At 34.6% G+C, this 15478-nt stretch carries 21 protein-coding genes; 12 read left to right on the plus strand and 9 right to left on the minus strand.

Features of this window, described 5'->3' with window-relative positions; genetic code table 11:
• The first annotated feature begins 7 nt into the window (after nt 1-7).
• The 3 genes from G6534_RS11540 (at nt 8) to G6534_RS11550 (ending at nt 1241) form a co-directional block, all read left to right on the plus strand.
• Nucleotides 8-676 carry an SDR family NAD(P)-dependent oxidoreductase gene (locus G6534_RS11540; protein WP_182082933.1) on the plus strand — a complete coding sequence of 223 codons (669 nt, stop codon included), beginning with the start codon at nt 8-10 and terminating at the stop codon, nt 674-676.
• A gap of 88 nt (nt 677-764) precedes the next feature.
• Nucleotides 765-983, plus strand: a complete 219-nt coding sequence (locus G6534_RS11545) for a cytochrome b5 domain-containing protein (RefSeq protein ID WP_369833473.1) — start codon at nt 765-767, stop codon at nt 981-983.
• A 60-nt stretch (nt 984-1043) separates the two neighbouring features.
• Nucleotides 1044-1241 carry an antitoxin of toxin-antitoxin stability system gene (locus tag G6534_RS11550; RefSeq protein ID WP_182082935.1) on the plus strand — a complete coding sequence of 66 codons (198 nt, stop codon included), beginning with the start codon at nt 1044-1046 and terminating at the stop codon, nt 1239-1241.
• Between the two features lie 167 nt (nt 1242-1408).
• Here the strand turns inward: G6534_RS11550 and G6534_RS11555 are convergent, their stop codons facing one another.
• A complete protein-coding gene (locus G6534_RS11555; RefSeq protein ID WP_119318788.1) occupies nt 1409-1753 on the minus strand; it encodes a hypothetical protein in 345 nt (114 codons plus the stop codon).
• Nucleotides 1754-1950: 197 nt separating this feature from the next.
• On the opposite strand from G6534_RS11555, the gene G6534_RS11560 reads away from it, so the two are divergent.
• A complete protein-coding gene (locus tag G6534_RS11560) occupies nt 1951-2460 on the plus strand; it encodes a DUF2798 domain-containing protein (RefSeq protein ID WP_182082936.1) in 510 nt (169 codons plus the stop codon).
• A 34-nt stretch (nt 2461-2494) separates the two neighbouring features.
• On the opposite strand, the gene G6534_RS11565 is transcribed toward G6534_RS11560, so the two are convergent.
• On the minus strand, nt 2495-2704 hold the full coding sequence (locus tag G6534_RS11565; protein WP_182082937.1) for a hypothetical protein: 210 nt from the start codon (nt 2702-2704) through the stop codon (nt 2495-2497).
• 110 nt (nt 2705-2814) lie between these two features.
• On the minus strand, nt 2815-3237 hold the full coding sequence (locus G6534_RS11570) for a dihydrofolate reductase family protein (protein ID WP_182082938.1): 423 nt from the start codon (nt 3235-3237) through the stop codon (nt 2815-2817).
• Between the two features lie 330 nt (nt 3238-3567).
• Here G6534_RS11570 and G6534_RS11575 point away from each other — a divergent pair, with 330 nt between their 5' ends.
• Nucleotides 3568-4902, plus strand: a complete 1335-nt coding sequence (locus G6534_RS11575; protein ID WP_369833257.1) for an RNA-guided endonuclease InsQ/TnpB family protein — start codon at nt 3568-3570, stop codon at nt 4900-4902.
• 123 nt (nt 4903-5025) lie between these two features.
• Here the strand turns inward: G6534_RS11575 and G6534_RS12385 are convergent, their stop codons facing one another.
• Nucleotides 5026-5184, minus strand: coding sequence for a hypothetical protein (locus G6534_RS12385; protein WP_238788901.1), 159 nt, complete (start codon nt 5182-5184; stop codon nt 5026-5028).
• 68 nt (nt 5185-5252) lie between these two features.
• Complete coding sequence (locus G6534_RS11585; protein WP_238788902.1) at nt 5253-5687, minus strand: hypothetical protein; 435 nt, start codon at nt 5685-5687, stop codon at nt 5253-5255.
• A gap of 276 nt (nt 5688-5963) precedes the next feature.
• On the opposite strand from G6534_RS11585, the gene G6534_RS11590 reads away from it, so the two are divergent.
• A complete protein-coding gene (locus G6534_RS11590; protein WP_182082940.1) occupies nt 5964-6674 on the plus strand; it encodes an SDR family NAD(P)-dependent oxidoreductase in 711 nt (236 codons plus the stop codon).
• 49 nt (nt 6675-6723) lie between these two features.
• Here G6534_RS11590 and G6534_RS11595 read toward each other — a convergent pair whose 3' ends face one another.
• Entirely contained in the window at nt 6724-7206 is a 483-nt protein-coding gene (locus tag G6534_RS11595; RefSeq protein WP_182082941.1) for a flavodoxin, read from the minus strand.
• Between the two features lie 16 nt (nt 7207-7222).
• Nucleotides 7223-7957, minus strand: coding sequence for an SDR family oxidoreductase (locus tag G6534_RS11600; RefSeq protein ID WP_182082942.1), 735 nt, complete (start codon nt 7955-7957; stop codon nt 7223-7225).
• A 110-nt stretch (nt 7958-8067) separates the two neighbouring features.
• Here G6534_RS11600 and G6534_RS11605 point away from each other — a divergent pair, with 110 nt between their 5' ends.
• Together G6534_RS11605 and G6534_RS11610 are read left to right on the plus strand one after the other, a co-directional pair.
• Nucleotides 8068-8940 carry a LysR family transcriptional regulator gene (locus G6534_RS11605; protein ID WP_059073865.1) on the plus strand — a complete coding sequence of 291 codons (873 nt, stop codon included), beginning with the start codon at nt 8068-8070 and terminating at the stop codon, nt 8938-8940.
• Between the two features lie 346 nt (nt 8941-9286).
• Nucleotides 9287-9538 (plus strand): hypothetical protein, encoded by a 252-nt coding sequence (locus tag G6534_RS11610; protein WP_182082943.1) that lies wholly within the window; start codon nt 9287-9289, stop codon nt 9536-9538.
• An 80-nt stretch (nt 9539-9618) separates the two neighbouring features.
• Here G6534_RS11610 and G6534_RS11615 read toward each other — a convergent pair whose 3' ends face one another.
• Nucleotides 9619-10077: a nitroreductase family protein gene (locus G6534_RS11615; RefSeq protein ID WP_182082944.1), complete on the minus strand. Its 459-nt coding sequence runs from the start codon at nt 10075-10077 to the stop codon at nt 9619-9621.
• An 82-nt stretch (nt 10078-10159) separates the two neighbouring features.
• On the opposite strand from G6534_RS11615, the gene G6534_RS11620 reads away from it, so the two are divergent.
• The 3 genes from G6534_RS11620 (at nt 10160) to G6534_RS11630 (ending at nt 12253) form a co-directional block, all read left to right on the plus strand.
• Entirely contained in the window at nt 10160-10648 is a 489-nt protein-coding gene (locus tag G6534_RS11620; protein WP_059073868.1) for a GNAT family N-acetyltransferase, read from the plus strand.
• A 63-nt stretch (nt 10649-10711) separates the two neighbouring features.
• Nucleotides 10712-10957 carry a hypothetical protein gene (locus G6534_RS11625; protein WP_059073869.1) on the plus strand — a complete coding sequence of 82 codons (246 nt, stop codon included), beginning with the start codon at nt 10712-10714 and terminating at the stop codon, nt 10955-10957.
• 126 nt (nt 10958-11083) lie between these two features.
• Entirely contained in the window at nt 11084-12253 is a 1170-nt protein-coding gene (locus G6534_RS11630) for an RNA-guided endonuclease TnpB family protein (protein ID WP_182082945.1), read from the plus strand.
• A gap of 180 nt (nt 12254-12433) precedes the next feature.
• Here the strand turns inward: G6534_RS11630 and G6534_RS11635 are convergent, their stop codons facing one another.
• Nucleotides 12434-12661, minus strand: a complete 228-nt coding sequence (locus tag G6534_RS11635) for a hypothetical protein (protein WP_182082946.1) — start codon at nt 12659-12661, stop codon at nt 12434-12436.
• Nucleotides 12662-12745: 84 nt separating this feature from the next.
• Here G6534_RS11635 and G6534_RS11640 point away from each other — a divergent pair, with 84 nt between their 5' ends.
• Nucleotides 12746-15277, plus strand: coding sequence for a M1 family metallopeptidase (locus tag G6534_RS11640; protein WP_059075226.1), 2532 nt, complete (start codon nt 12746-12748; stop codon nt 15275-15277).
• The last annotated feature ends 201 nt before the right edge of the window (nt 15278-15478 follow it).

The raw sequence follows: 15478 nt of genomic DNA on the forward strand, positions 1-15478 counted from the left end.
CAATATTATGACAACAATAGTAATCGGTGCAGATAGTGGTGTCGGTTTGGAAGTCGCAAAATCATACGGACAACATGGTCAAAAAATAGTCTTAGTATCACGCGACCAAAATAAGCTGGATACTGCTACTAAAGAATTACGTAAAGAACATATTGCGGCCGCTAACTATGCCTGTGATGTCAACGATTTTGCAGGTACAGATAAAATGATTCAACAATTAATTATGCGAGATGGGAAAATTAATAACTTAGTTTTTAACGTTGGCAATAAACATTTAGATAATGCATTATCCAGTACAGTCGGTTTAATTGGGGATATTTTTGAAACTAATGTTTTAAGTGCTATCAATGCGGCCAAATCCTTTATTGAGAGTACTAATCCAAATTTGCCACGTTCGATAATTTTCACTGGTGGTGGAGCAGCTATTCGTCCATCCGATAAGGCTTCAACATTGTCTTTGACCAAGGCCGCTTTGAGAAGTTACGCCTATACTTTGCATAAAGAAGTTGCTTCTGATGATATTTTTGTTGGATTGGTAACTATTCAAGGAATCATTGGTTCATCAGATCAGATGGCTCCAGACAAAATAGCTCAAACGTATTGGGATTTACTAGAAAAACGTGATCAAGTAGAAGCCTTCTATCCACAACACGTTTCCCATTCTGAATTTGAATGAGCATATAACATGTTGCTTGTATAGGAACGTGCAATAATAAGGATGTAAATAGAAGGAAAGTGAGGTTGTAGATGTGCCGGATAAGCAAATGACGTTAGACGAATTAAAGAAGTTTGATGGAAAGGAAGGTCGACCTGCCTATGTTGCAATTGATGGGATTATCTATGATGTTACTGATGTTGGTCCTTGGCAAGGTGGAAAGCACCACGGAAATGTTGCCGGTCAGGATCTCTCGGAAGTAATTAATCACGCACCACATAAGCATTCAGTTTTAGCTAAGTTAAATGAAGTTGGAAGATTAAAATAAACAAAAAATCATGTTAATAAAATTATTAGCATGATTTTTTAGTCGGGAAGGTTTTGTAAAATGAGAAAAATTTCAGTTCCCAAAAGCATAAAAGCTGAAAATTTAGAATACGATGTTTTCCAAGGACGGTTTGGTGGATTAGTTTATTTGAAGAAAATCGCTAATCCTTTTGAAGATGAGGAATTCCTTAATACCCATGATCTTACACAAAAGGAAGCATTCAGTGACCCATTAGTAGGAAAAGAAAATTTTGATTGAATCTGCAAATCAACACTAGGCAATTATCCGTTTCAATTCATCTAAATAGGCATTTTTGAGTTCTTGTAAAATAGTTCCATACCGAGTTTAGTCAAAATGCATTCGAATTTAATAATTAAAAAAATAAGCTCAACTAGATTTAATTTCTAGCTGAGCTTATTTAGTGTTTATATTTTGAAAACACCGTTATCAAAAGGCAATTCAACCACAACATTATCTGTCAAAGTGAATTCTTTAGTATTTTCGAATTCCTTTTTGAAATCAGTTGCTTCGTCATTACTGAAAATAGCCTTGATTTTATCGATGATGTCATCTTTATCCATTGAAGTATAGAATTTGTAAAAATCCAAAACTTTTTGAGTTGAGTTCATGGCAACAAAGGCGCTGCGACTGTTTTTGTTAGTGTATAAATAACACACATTGTCCAAATAACCAGTTTCTACCTTTTTATACAATTCCAGGTTATCCAAGCCGATATTTGATAATTTAACGAACTTAGTTTGTTTGTCCATTTTTGTACCTACGTTTCTTCTATTTATAACTAGTTTGAGTTGGAAAAGGCCTTTTGTCAATTTAATTTGAATGAGTACGTTTTCATTTAAAAATGCAAGCGATTTTTTGAATTTGTAATCAAATTGTAACTTATGAAGAAATTTTTAACGTGGTATATTTATATTCGCTGATAAAAAAATAGGAGTGTGGGAAATATATGCCACGTAATTTAAAAGAAGAAGTTGTATTCACAGCCATTATGGCCGGATTGATGGTGTTAGTAATGACAGGTTACAACGTCGCAATGGCACAGGGATTAAGTAGTGGACTAGTTATGGAAATCTTAAAGGGTTATCCACTAGGTTTGATCGTTGCGATTATCTTAGATTTATTGATTGTTGGACCAATTGCTAAAGGATTAGCTTTCAAATACATTATTAATGATTATATGAAGAAAAATACCGTTTTGATCGGTATCACAATCTCAGTTTTGATGGTTCTAGGAATGGTAACATTGATGTCATTCTTCGGTATCACTGTTGAAGGCAAGTTATCACAAGGCCATGTATTAGCTACTTATGGTCACACTTGGATCTTTAACTTGATTGTTGCTCTACCATTACAATTGATTATCGTTGGACCTATTGCTCGTGGAGTTTTGGGTAAAATGCAAAGTGCTGCTGCTAAGAAAGCCGAAGCAGAAGAAATCGTTGAAGAAGAAGTTTAATCTAAAATTAGGACGCTGAAATAGGCGTTCTTTTTTATTTTCTAGTACGAATCAAATGATAGTAAATGTAATTAAAAGCAGTGACGAGTAAAGTGCTGACTAAAAGATAACCAAAAGAGTCTTGATGAATGGAAATGCTCAAATTTAAATTATTAGGACCGTGTTCGATTGAAGTATTTTTAATCACAAATGCAACAATTAACGCCCAAAGTACCATGGTTAGTAGAGAAGTGAATTTACGCATAGTATCGCTCCTTTAATAGAAACATTTATGATTTAAGTATATAGGGATGTCTTGAATAAAACTAGCATACAAAAAATACCGTTAGCAATTAAGCAACGGTATTTTTTGTATTATTTTTGAACTTGATAACGAATCCAGATAGCACCGTTATCGTAACTTTGAACACTTTGCAATTTCAAAGGTAGGGAATGACTGTCATTTGCACGTCCATCAAAAACGGAAGGTGCGTTAGTGCGACCATCAACGCCAGGTCCCATTAAAATACTAATTTCGTCAATCAAACCAGCATCCAAGAAACCGCCGTCGATTTTTCCACCACTAACGATAGCTAATCTTTCAATGTTGAATTCAGTAGCCAAAATTTCAACAGCACGGTTTAAATCAATATGTTCCTTACCAGTGGCGATCCAAGAAATATTTTTAGAATCAAGATATTCTAAATAATCTTTCTTTACATTTTCACTAGTAACAATCAAGTAAGGACGGCTGTACTGTGAATCTTCTTCCCAAAGTAAAGTTTCTCTCGTATCCATGACAATATTGAAATTATCGGCAGTAACTTTTTTAGAGAAGGATTCTTTGCCTAAAACTTCGTTAGTCTTGGAAACAAATTTTCCATCCTGGGCTAACTCTAATTCAGCAGTTACACGACCACTGATAGTAGTTGGAGCTTCAGTGGCTTTTAAAGTATCGTAATATTCATTAAGCCGGGCGTGATACCCACGAATTTATTCGTGGGAGGTAAGCCCTCCTTTTTTATTAATATATTAGTTTTTGATATCGAACTTCTTATATTGCACCCTTATTACGGGACTTTGAACATAAGTTCGTATACTATATGTCTATAAAGGTAAGGGGGTGAAATGATGAAGATTGAAATGAAATATATGATGGGCTTAAAAATGAGAATATATCCTAACAGACGACAAGAAAAAATCTTCTGGAAGAATATCAATACTTCTCGTTTTATCTATAATAAATTGGTTGCCAATAGTTGGACTGATTCATCAATTTATAGTAATAAGTTAGATAAATTATATCCCATTCCAGAAGAATACTGGAAGTACAACAAAAATGATAAATTACTTAAAGCTAGCACAGCCCGTCCAACAGGACTGGCCCGTATTACTAAAGATAGATATCCATGGTTAGGCGATAAAGATATTGATAGCGATATGTTATCTAAAGCCGAAATGAGTTACAAGTCAGCCTGGAATCTGTTTCATAAAGTACATAATTCTGGAGCACCAAACTTCAAACGAAAGTCTAATCCAAATCAAGGATATAGAACTTCTAATCATTACAGTTCAGCTACCATTAAGAAAAATGGTGGCGCTCCATCCTTATACAATGGTTCAATTAAATTCATAGACAATAAGCATATTAGACTACCTAAAGTTGGTCGTATCAAGGTCAAACTATCAAAGCAGTTACCGACTAATAAATTAGTTAGGATAGCTACTGTTTCTATCAAGCATTTGTCAACCGGAGAATGGTTCGTTTCTTTCTTACTGAAGAGTAATGAACCATTTAAAGAACAACTACCTAAAACAAATTCTCAAGTTGGTTATGATCTAAACACTGAAAATTTTTTAACTGATAGTAACGGCAATACCATTGATAATCCTAGGTTTTACCGCTCTATCAAATGTAGATTAGCCCAAGAACAACGTAAGCTATCTCGAAGAGCTAGACGAGCTAAATCAGAAGGACGTAAACTTTGGAAGTCTAAGAACTATCAAAAACAACGTAAACTAGTAGCTAAACTTCACGCTAAGGTAAGAAATCAACGTAAAGATTTCCTTCATAATCTCTCAACTACACTTATCAAAAACCACGATTTGATAGTTGGGGAGAATTTGAAGAGTAGAAATATGTTAAAAAATCATGCTTTAGCCATGTCCATCTCAGATGTTGGTTGGAGAACATTCATAGGTATGTTGGAATATAAAGCTCCGATGTACGGTCGAACTTTCGTTGAAGTTGATCCAGCTTATACGACCCAACAATGTAGTGAATGTGGCTTTAGGATGGGTACGAATAATACTCGTAAACTAACTCTCAAGGATAGAGAATGGACATGTCCTAATTGTGGTACTCATCATATTAGAGATTGGAATGCTTCTAAAAATATCTTAGCTAAGGGTTTGATTGAATTAACTAAACCATTAACTGAAGATAGTCCAATATATAAGTAATAAGTGCGGACGTTTGGCAACTCACGTCCTAAGTTCTGGTAATTAGCGCATAAGACGTTATGATTCCGATTGCTTTACGGCATGAGACATTATGATGCAATGCTTTATCTGAATAAGTTGAGACTAGTAATTAAGTAGTGATGAGCTATTTAGTGAAGTTCGCAAGCCACTGACTTTAGTCAGTGGTAGTTGACTTTGATCTTGTAAGTGCTCAGTCATATTGCAATCGATACGACCATCAACTGAAGTCATCATGTGACAAATAATATATGGCTTTTTCATAATTTCCCCCATTTTTCTTAATAACTTTAGCTTATTACTTGAAGTTGACTTTAGGTCAAGCTGATTTTTTATTTTTTCTCCAATTGATGTTTCTTTAACAAAATAAAACGAGCAAAAGGCTGCGCTAAAACTGCTTCAACGAAAAATGAAATAGCGAAGTTTCTAGGCCATTTGTAAAAGAATTGGGTAATTGGTAGCCAAGAAATGTGTCTGGTACCGATCCAACTTCCAATGACAGTTAAGAAGACTGACATCATCAGAACGTTTACTAAGCAATTGATAATCATATGAGCGTTGAAACTGTCTTCTTTATCAAGTATTTGATTAGTTACTTTCGATGCTGGTGCATTAGTGATTAGAACAAATGCGACTACTACTAGCCAAATAAATGGTAGAACTTGTAGAGTCTGTCCCCAAGTGTGAAAACTAAACCCTACCTCAAAACAAGTAATGAGTGGAGCAATGATGTTAACCGAGAGAACTGAAACGATTGCAATAAACAATGTAAATTCTCTTTTATTCCGTGGAAGCTTCATGTAAAAATCCAAAATATTAAACCTCTTTCTTTGTCTTTGCACAAAAAAAGCGCAAAGACACTTTTGTGTGCTTTACGCTGAACCATTATACGCAGTAAATACTTTAAGATAATATCACTAGAATTTTTTTAAATCAAAGGAAAATTTTTGATTATTACTTTTAGTCATGGATAATCATCCAATATAACTATTTTACGTGGATAGTAAAAGATATTATATTTGATACTAAGAGAGGTGATCAAAATGGCAAAAATATTTATTACTGGTTCAACTGACGGACTGGGTTTCTTAGCTGCCAAAAAACTACTGGCAGACGGAAATGAGGTAGTTTTACATGCCAGAAATGAACAACGAGCAGCAGATGTTCGTCAAAAAATAAATGTCAAAGATATTGTTATTGGTGATTTGGGCAAGCAATCAGAAGTTGAAAGTATTGCTAAACAAGTTAATGCCTTAGGACAATTCGATACGATTATTTACAATGCGGGGATTTATACTTCTGATCATGAATTGACCTTCAAAGTAAATGATGTGGCACCTTATTTACTAACAGCTTTGATTAATAAACCTAAACGCAGTATTTATGTTTCTTCAGGAATGCATGTTGGAGCAAAATTAGATATTAATAATCTAGCTAAAACGACAGATTACTCATCATCTAAGTTACAAATTGTGTTGTTGGTAAAAGCTTTAGCTAAACGTTATCCAGAAATGATTTCGACAGCAGTTGATCCCGGTTGGGTACCGACAAAAATGGGTGGTCAAATGGCAACTGACGACTTAACAGCAGGTTATATGACTCAAGTAAAATTCGCTACTTCTGATGATAAAAGCTTGAGCGGTGGATATTTCCATCATCAAAGACCAAGTCACTATGATAAACGAGCCGATGATGAAAAATTACAAAATGATTATTTAGAGCAATTAGCCAAAATTACAGGAATAAAACTTTAGAAATGAAAAAAATCAACTAACCGCAAAACGATTAGTTGATTTTTTTAGATTAGAAATTAATTTTCTCAATCCATTTATCGATGTTTTGATTTAGTAATTTTTCATTACCTATTAATGACATACTCAAGGCTAGTCCATTTTGAGGATCAAAGTTAGGTATCTCACGATGTAGGGCACTAGTGTATTTTTCGTCATGGTCATAGTAAGTCCAAAAAGCAGCAATGTTGTTGTTTGAGAAGTCGTTTTGTCTGACGTATGACAAAATAGGGTTAGATGGATTGAATCCCCAAACGGGACCACCAATAATCACATTGTCATATTTAGAAAGATTTGGTAATTCTCCAGATAATTCTGGCATTTTGTTGTCTGCAATTTCAACTTGTGCTTGATCCCATGCATCATACATTCCTTCTGCATATTTACGAACAGTTTGAATTCTATATAAATCAACGTTGTTCAATTTTTTTGCAATAAGTTGAGCCATTTTATCAACGATACCTGTTTTTGAATAATAGACTAGTAGAGTTTTCATATTTATTCCTTCTTAATTATAGAGATTGTCTAGTTGGACGAACAATTACTTCACTGACTGACATGTTATCTTTTGTGCCAATAGCGAATTCAACGGCTGAGGCAATTTGATCTGGTTGTAATCCATCAACGTTTTCGAAGAAATCTTCCGCAAATTTCTTTTGATCTGAATCATTAATTGAATTAAATAATTCTGTACCAGTACTACCTGGTGAAACAATAGTTGTTTTAATGTTGTTCTCAGCTTGTTCTTGTCTAAGACCGTCCATGATGGCACGAACTGCAAATTTTGTACCACTATATACAGCTGAATCTGGTCCAACAACGTGTCCAGCAACTGAATCAGTTGTAATGATATGACCACTCTTAGCTTTAGCCATGTAAGGTAGGGCAGCAGCGATACCGTTTAAAACACCCATGATGTTGATTTGAAGCATATTTTGCCATTCATCACGACGTCCTTCAATTAAAGGAGCGGTAGGCATGATACCGGCATTATTGTAAAGAACATCGATACGGCCATATTTTTCAACTGTTTTATCGATAACATTTTTAACATCTTCAAATTTTGTGACGTCAGCTTTATAAGCATCAATCTTTCCTGGGAAATCCTTTTGAATTTCTTCTAGACGATTTAAACGACGAGCAGCGATAACTAATTTAGCATTGTCCTTAGCTAATAATCTACTTGTGGCAGCTCCGATACCTGATGAAGCACCCATAATTACGACAACTTTATTTGATAAATCCATATTTTAAATTCCTCCTGTGAATCAATTTATGTTTATAATATAAGTGCTAAAAGGTATGATGTAAAACAGTTATATTGCAGTACTAGCCATGACTAAAAGGGATGGATGAGATGGAACTACGAGTATTACGGTATTTTGTCGAGATTGTAAATGATAAAAGCATCACTTCAGCGGCGGAAAAATTACACATTTCGCAGTCAACTTTGTCACGACAAATTAAAGATTTGGAAATAGAACTGGAAACAACACTTTTCAAAAGAGGTCCACGAGAAATTTCTTTGACCGATGACGGTTATTTCTTATTAGAACGTGCTAAAGAAATTAATAGTTTGGTGGAATCAACTAGTTCCGCTATTTTGAATAAGAAAGTTTTGTCAGGAGATTTGTATGTTGCGGCCGGTGAGGGAAAAGCAAATGCGATGTTGACAAAGGCCTTTAATAAGTTGATTAAAAAGGGTGAAAATATCAGTGTTAACTTTGAAACTCAGGATGCAGATCAAATATTTAAGAACCTTGATGCAGGGATTTTGGACTTTGGTGTCGTTTATACTAATGATTCTTTAGATCGTTATAATAAATTATCATTGCCAATTGATAATGAAACAGGAATTGTAATGCCTAAATCAGAGGACAACTTCGGTAAAAATAATTTTGTGGCAGCTGACTTAAAGGGAATGAACTTAATAGTACCAAGGCAAATTGATGTTCATTCACAATTGACATCTTATTTGGATGAGTATGTTCGTGATTATAAAATTACGGGTACTTATGATATGAATTATAATATGCGAGCAATGGTCATGTCGGGAATGGGGTATGCGATTACTTTTAATAAACCAGAATATCAAAGTGGAGACTTAGTCTTTAAGAGTTTAAATTATTTAGATTCAACCAAAACTGTCTTGATTTGGAAGAAATCACGGACTTTATCACGTTTGGCAGAGGAATTTTTAAAAGAAATGAAGAATGAAAAAAGTGAGTAGACTGATGAATGTCCTTTTTTGTTTCTTTGGATGAATTAAATGATAATAAATATAGTTAAAAATAGTGACGAAAGACATAATTGAAATTAAAGCAAGAACTAATCAGCTGCTATTTTGTATTAGATTACCAAAATTGAATTGGTTTACTTTTTTTGATAATTTGGATGGATTTAATATTTGATAGTTTGCGTGTAATCTTTATTATTGTTAGTAATCAAAAAAATTGTTTTATAGTATTCCAAATAACAATAGATAAATCTTATGGTTTATATATGAAATCTAATAGGGAAATGATATATTTGTTTGATAATAACTTAGTTGTATAAAGAAAGAGAAGGTTTCATATATGTTTAGGGGATTAACAAAATATTTGGGCTTATTTATTTTTTTGTCATTTTTTTCAGTAAGTTTAACGGCCTGTTCTAGTGAATACGATGCGGATGATACTGATTATAGCGAAAAGAATGAGGAGGACAGAGATTATGTAAAAGAATATGATGAAAAAAGACAAAAAGATAAAGAAGAACAAGAAGAATATGTTCATGATTATTTAAACAATTATATTCGTGATAATAAAGATAAGTATGGTTTAGATTAAATAGTTTAAGGTATCAAATTATTGATACAGTAATTTAGAAATGAAAAAAGTGAGTAGATTAATCAGTCTACTCACTTTTTCTATTTAACGATATTAGTTTTAATTCTATCCATAGGTATTTCACGTGGAACAAATTTCTCAGAAGTTTGACCAATAGTTAAAGCAAAGACTGCTTTAAAACCATCGGGAATAACGCCACTAGGAATTGAACCAACACTAGCCATATTGTAATTGGCACCTAATCCTTGATCTTCAGCAGCCAATTCCATGTTATGGACGATAGCACCGGCAGAAATATCTTCCATAGTATCGGGATTCTTGGCTGAAACGACGATAACGGTTGGAGCATCGTAAATACCGCTCATTTTATCAAGAATTTCAGGTTTTTGAATAACTGTCAAACGGTAATTATCATATTCGCCCATACCAACAGGTCCAGCATTACCAGCTAGTAAAATTTTGTGGAGTTGCTCGTCAGTAATTTGACCACTATATTGACGAACAGCTTTACGAGAACTAATCATTTTTTCAGTTTCCATAACATCAACACTCCTCTTTTAACTCTATGATTATGATAGTATAAATTAATCAAAATATTAATCATTTAAATTGAGGTCACACATGGAAATAACTAAAGTAACATTAAAAGATCTACCAGAAATTGTTAGAATTGAGAACTTAGGTTTCACACCTGAAGAAGCCGGGACAAAAGAACAATATCAAGATCGAATTGAGAAATTACAAGATACTTTTTTAATAGCTCGCATTAATGAACAAGTAGTAGGTTTTGTAGTAGGACCAGCTGTCAAAGAAAAATTTGTAGAAGACTGGATGTATGAGAATACACCCAAAAATTTACCAACTGGCGGCAATCAAATTATCTTTACCATCGCTGTTGATCCTAATTTTAGAGGACATAGTATTGGTAGTAAGTTGTTGAAAGCAATGGAAAATAACGCCAGAAAAGCCCAACGAGAAAGTATTTCTTTAACTAGTTTGGAAAAGAATCTACCATTTTATTTGAAGAATGGTTTTAAAAATCTTGGAGTAGCAGATTCGGAACACGCTGGTGAGACTTGGTATAACTTGGTTAAAGAATTGAATGATTAGAGCAAATTTTCGTGTCCAAATAAATTATGATACCCTGAAAGAAATCTCAAATGGGGGGGTAATATGGAAGAAATAAGTTTTTGGACATGTTTCAAACGCTCGGCAGCAGTTGTTGTAGCCTGGCTATTGTTGAGGACATTACGCAAGTTATTTTTTGAATTTAATGAATTCGTTGATTTAAAGAATCAGTTTGTCGCTATAGATCAAAAGGGGTTAGCAGTAATATTAGCCTTATTAATTATCATTGTATTATGGTTGGGAATATCACTTATTGGTGCAATTGGATATTTTGTTTATAAAAATTGCTAATTGAGAAAACACGGTAATTTATTGCCGTGATGAATCAATGAATTATGCAATTTTAGACGCTTTAACAAACATATGTTCTCTTTAACGTGATATAATTACGATACCAAATCATGGGAGGGGGTTCATATGGCCTTAAAGGGTATCAAATTACGTATCTATCCAGATGATTACCAAAAGGAACTTATTGAATACAACTTTGGCGCTAATCGTTTCGTTTGGAACAATATGCTAGACATGATGATAAAACGTCATGAAAATAATCCTGATTTGAAATCTTTGAAAGCATTTGACTTGAATTACATTTTAACAGTTTTCAAAAAAGAACATAGTTGGTTAAAGAAAGCTGAAAGTACTAGTTTACAAGTTTCTAATAAAGACTTATTTGAAGCCTATAAAGGATTCTTTAGTAAAAAACGTAAATTCCCACGATTCAAAAGTAAGAAATATCCAAAACAAAGTTATCAATCTAAATTTGTTAATAACAATGTTGAAATCTTTGATGATTCTTATATCAAATTACCTAAACTTGGAGTAATGAAATATAAGAACAAGAAAGCTATCCCTAGTACTATCAAGTACGTGACTATTCGTAAATCATCAACTAACAAATATTACGCAATTTTGACTGTTAACGAAAATATTGCTCACTTGTCAAAAACTAACAAAGCCGTTGGTCTTGATATGGGTGTTTCTGATCTAGTAATCTGTTCAGACGGAAATAAATATAAAACTATTCGTTTTGATAAGAAACTTGCTAAAAAGAAACATTATTGGGAAAAACGATTAGCTAGAAGACGTGCTCAAGCTCTAAAAGATATCCAGTATAAAAAGAAATTTGGATTGATTGATTCAAAGTCTTTAGAACAATATTCAAACTATATGAAAGCTAAACTCATGGTAGCTAAATATAGTGAGAAGATTGCTAATCAAAGAAAAGACTATCTCCATAAGATAACTCGCAAATTGGTTGAAGATAATGATTTGATTGTTATTGAAGATTTGAAAACCAAAAATCTTCTTGGCAACCATAAATTATCACGTGCTATCGCTAATCAATCATGGAGAGCATTAAGATTGATGCTTGAATACAAATGTGAATGGTACGGTAAGAGACTTCTAATTGTTAATCCATTCAAGACTAGTCAAATCTGTTCTAACTGTGGTTACGATGATGGTAAACATGAGTTAGATATAAGGGAATGGGATTGTCCTAATTGCGATATTCATCATGATCGTGATATCAATGCAAGTAAAAACATATTGAACAATGGCTTGGAACAAGCCTTAGTAAAATAGTTCTAGCCTCTACCGACTAGTTGAAATACTAGTTGGCAAGTATGGAATGTTCCTAGAAGCTCGGTACTTTAGTGCCGATGTAGTTCACGGTGGCTCTTTCTCAAGTTAGGTTAGTGCTGGATGACGTCGTCCGTTCCTTCTTTATTTGTTTGTTTGATTATAAAAGATTAAAACCGCTATCTAGTCCGGAATAGCAAAGAAAATTGGCTCAGTAGTGAAATTATTCTTAGCAACTTGTTGCTTAGAATAAGGCCGAGTTTTGAGATTTTGCGTACTTTGCAAAAGCTCAAAATCGTGCCCACTACGTTCCAGCCAAATTTTCTTTGCTATGGAGGACGGAATATTACTACTAGTCAAAGTTAAGAAAGAACCTTTATAGTCCCAATGAGCTTTTTTATTTTGATTCAAATCATTCCATATTTGTTGAAACTCATCTAAACTAAAGATTATAATTAATTAGAAGTGTATTAAAAAAAGATTAAAGGGGAACTTATGACTGAAATAACACGTTTTTATGATAAATTTCAACCTAGCCGCTACGATGTCTTTATCGATATCAATCGTGGCACAAAACAATTTTCTGGTAAGACTGTTATTGATGGTGAAGCTAAAGTGCCATCAATTTCTATCCACCAAAAGTATTTGAATATTGAATCCGTTCAAGCTGATGGTAAAGACGTTCCATTCACAACTGACGATGACAACGATGCCATTAACATCGACTTACCACAAGCTGGTGAAACAACTTTAACTATTACATACAATGCCAAACTTACTGACTCGATGATGGGTATCTATCCTTCATATTACGAAGTAAATGGCGAAAAGAAGCAAATTATCGGTACACAATTTGAAACTACTTTTGCTCGTCAAGCCTTCCCATGTGTCGATGAACCTGAAGCTAAAGCTAAATTTGACATGGCTATCAAGTTTGATGAAAAGCCCGGCGAAACAATTTTGGCTAACATGCCTGAAATTAGAACTGAAAATGGCATTCACTACTTCGATACAACCGTTAAGATGTCAACTTACTTAATCGCCTTTGCCTTCGGTGATCTTCAAAGTAAAGTTATTAAGACTAAGAGTGGTGTTGAAGTCGGCGTTTTCGCAACTAAAGCTCACAAAGCTAACGAATTAGATTTTGCTTTGAGCATTGCTAAACGTGCCATCGAATTTTACGAAGACTTCTATCAAACATCATATCCACTTCCACATTCATGGCAATTGGCACTTCCTGATTTCTCTGCCGGTGCAATGGAGAACTGGGGACTAGTAACTTATCGTGAAGCTTACTTGATGGTCGATCCTGACAATACTTCACTTGATACTAAGCAATTAGTCGCTACTGTTATTACTCACGAATTAGCTCACCAATGGTTCGGTGACTTGGTAACTATGAAGTGGTGGGATGACTTATGGTTAAATGAAAGTTTTGCCAACATGATGGAATACGTTGCCGTTGATGCTATCGAGCCTGAATGGAATGTCTGGGAATTGTTCCAAACATCCGATGTTCCGGCTGCTTTACAACGTGATGCGACTGACGGTGTTCAATCAGTTCACGTTCAAGTCAACAATCCAGCTGAAATTGACGCCTTGTTTGACTCAGCTATCGTCTATGCTAAGGGTGCCCGTATGCTAGTTATGGTACGTTCATTGTTAGGTGACGACAACTTACGTGCTGGTTTGAAGAAGTACTTCGAAGCTCACAAGTACGGCAATGCTCAAGGTGATGACCTTTGGAATGCTTTAGGTGATGCTTCTGGTATCGACGTTGGTAAGATTATGCACTCATGGCTTCAACAACCAGGTTATCCAGTAGTTTCAGCTAGTGTCGTTGACGGTAAGATTCAATTGTCACAACAACAATTCTTTATTGGTGCTGGTAAAGATGAAGGCCGTCTATGGCAAATTCCTTTGAACAGTAACTACGGTGCTGCTCCTAAGATCATGGCTGATCAAACAATCACAATTGGTGATTACGAAACATTGCATAAAGATGCTGGAGAGCCATTCCGTCTAAATGTCGGTAATAACTCACACTTTATCGTTAAATATGATGATACTTTGTTAAGCGATATCTTGGAAAATATTGATTCAATCGATGCCATTTCTCAACTCGGTATTATTCAAGACTTACAATTGTTGGCCGATGCTCATCAAATTTCTTACGCTTCAATTGTGCCATTGTTGACAAAAGTTTCTGACAGTAAGTCAAATGTAGTTAACGCTGCTTTGTATCGTACAGCTAACAACTTGAAGAAATTCGTCACACCAGGTTCAGAAGCTGAAGAAAACTTGAAAGCCTTCTTCAACAAATTGAGTGCTAACCAAGTTGCTCGTCTAGGTTGGGAACCAAAGGAAAATGAATCAAATGATGATCAATTGACTCGTCCTTACGTACTCAACGCTGCTTTGTATGCTAAGAACAAGGATACCGTAGCCCAAGCTCACGAAATCTTTACTAATAACAAAGATAACTTAGGTGCATTATCAGCTGATATTCGTTTGTTAGTTTTGAGAAATGAAGTTAAGAATTATGGTAGTGCAGAATTGTTCGATAATTTGTTAAATGATTATGTTAAATCAAGTGACCCTAGTTACAAAGCCGACTTGGCAGTAGCTATCACAAGTACACCAGATGCCAACTTGATTCAAAAACTCGTTAAACAATTTGAAAATGCTGATGTCATCAAACCTCAAGACCTACGTGCATGGTATCGTGGAACCTTAGCTAATGAAAATGCTCAACAAGATGCTTGGGACTGGATTAGAAATGAGTGGAACTGGCTAGAAAAGACTGTTGGTGGAGACATGGAATTCTCAACTTACATCACAGTTACTTCAATGATTTTCCATACACCAGAACGTTTGGCTGAATTTAAAGATTTCTTTGAACCAAAGGTTAATACACCAGGTTTGACACGTGAAATCAAGATGGATATTAAGATTGTTGAAACTAAAGTTCAATTGGTTGAAAGCGAAAAGGATGCTGTTAATAAGGCAGTCGCTGAAAATAAATAATCTTTTGTAGAGATTAAGCTGCCGTCGTCCGTTCGGCCCTGAAAAACGCTGGAACGCTGCCGACACAACTTGAAACCAATCCCAAAATCGGGGATTGTTTCCAAGATTGGTCTTGTCCTAAGCGATAAATCGCTAAGGACAATTTGGCGGCTGAGCATTTTTCAGGGCCTCGCTCCCGACTAGATAGTAATTTCTATCTTT

The organism is Companilactobacillus pabuli (genome assembly GCF_014058425.1).
GTDB lineage: Bacteria > Bacillota > Bacilli > Lactobacillales > Lactobacillaceae > Companilactobacillus > Companilactobacillus pabuli.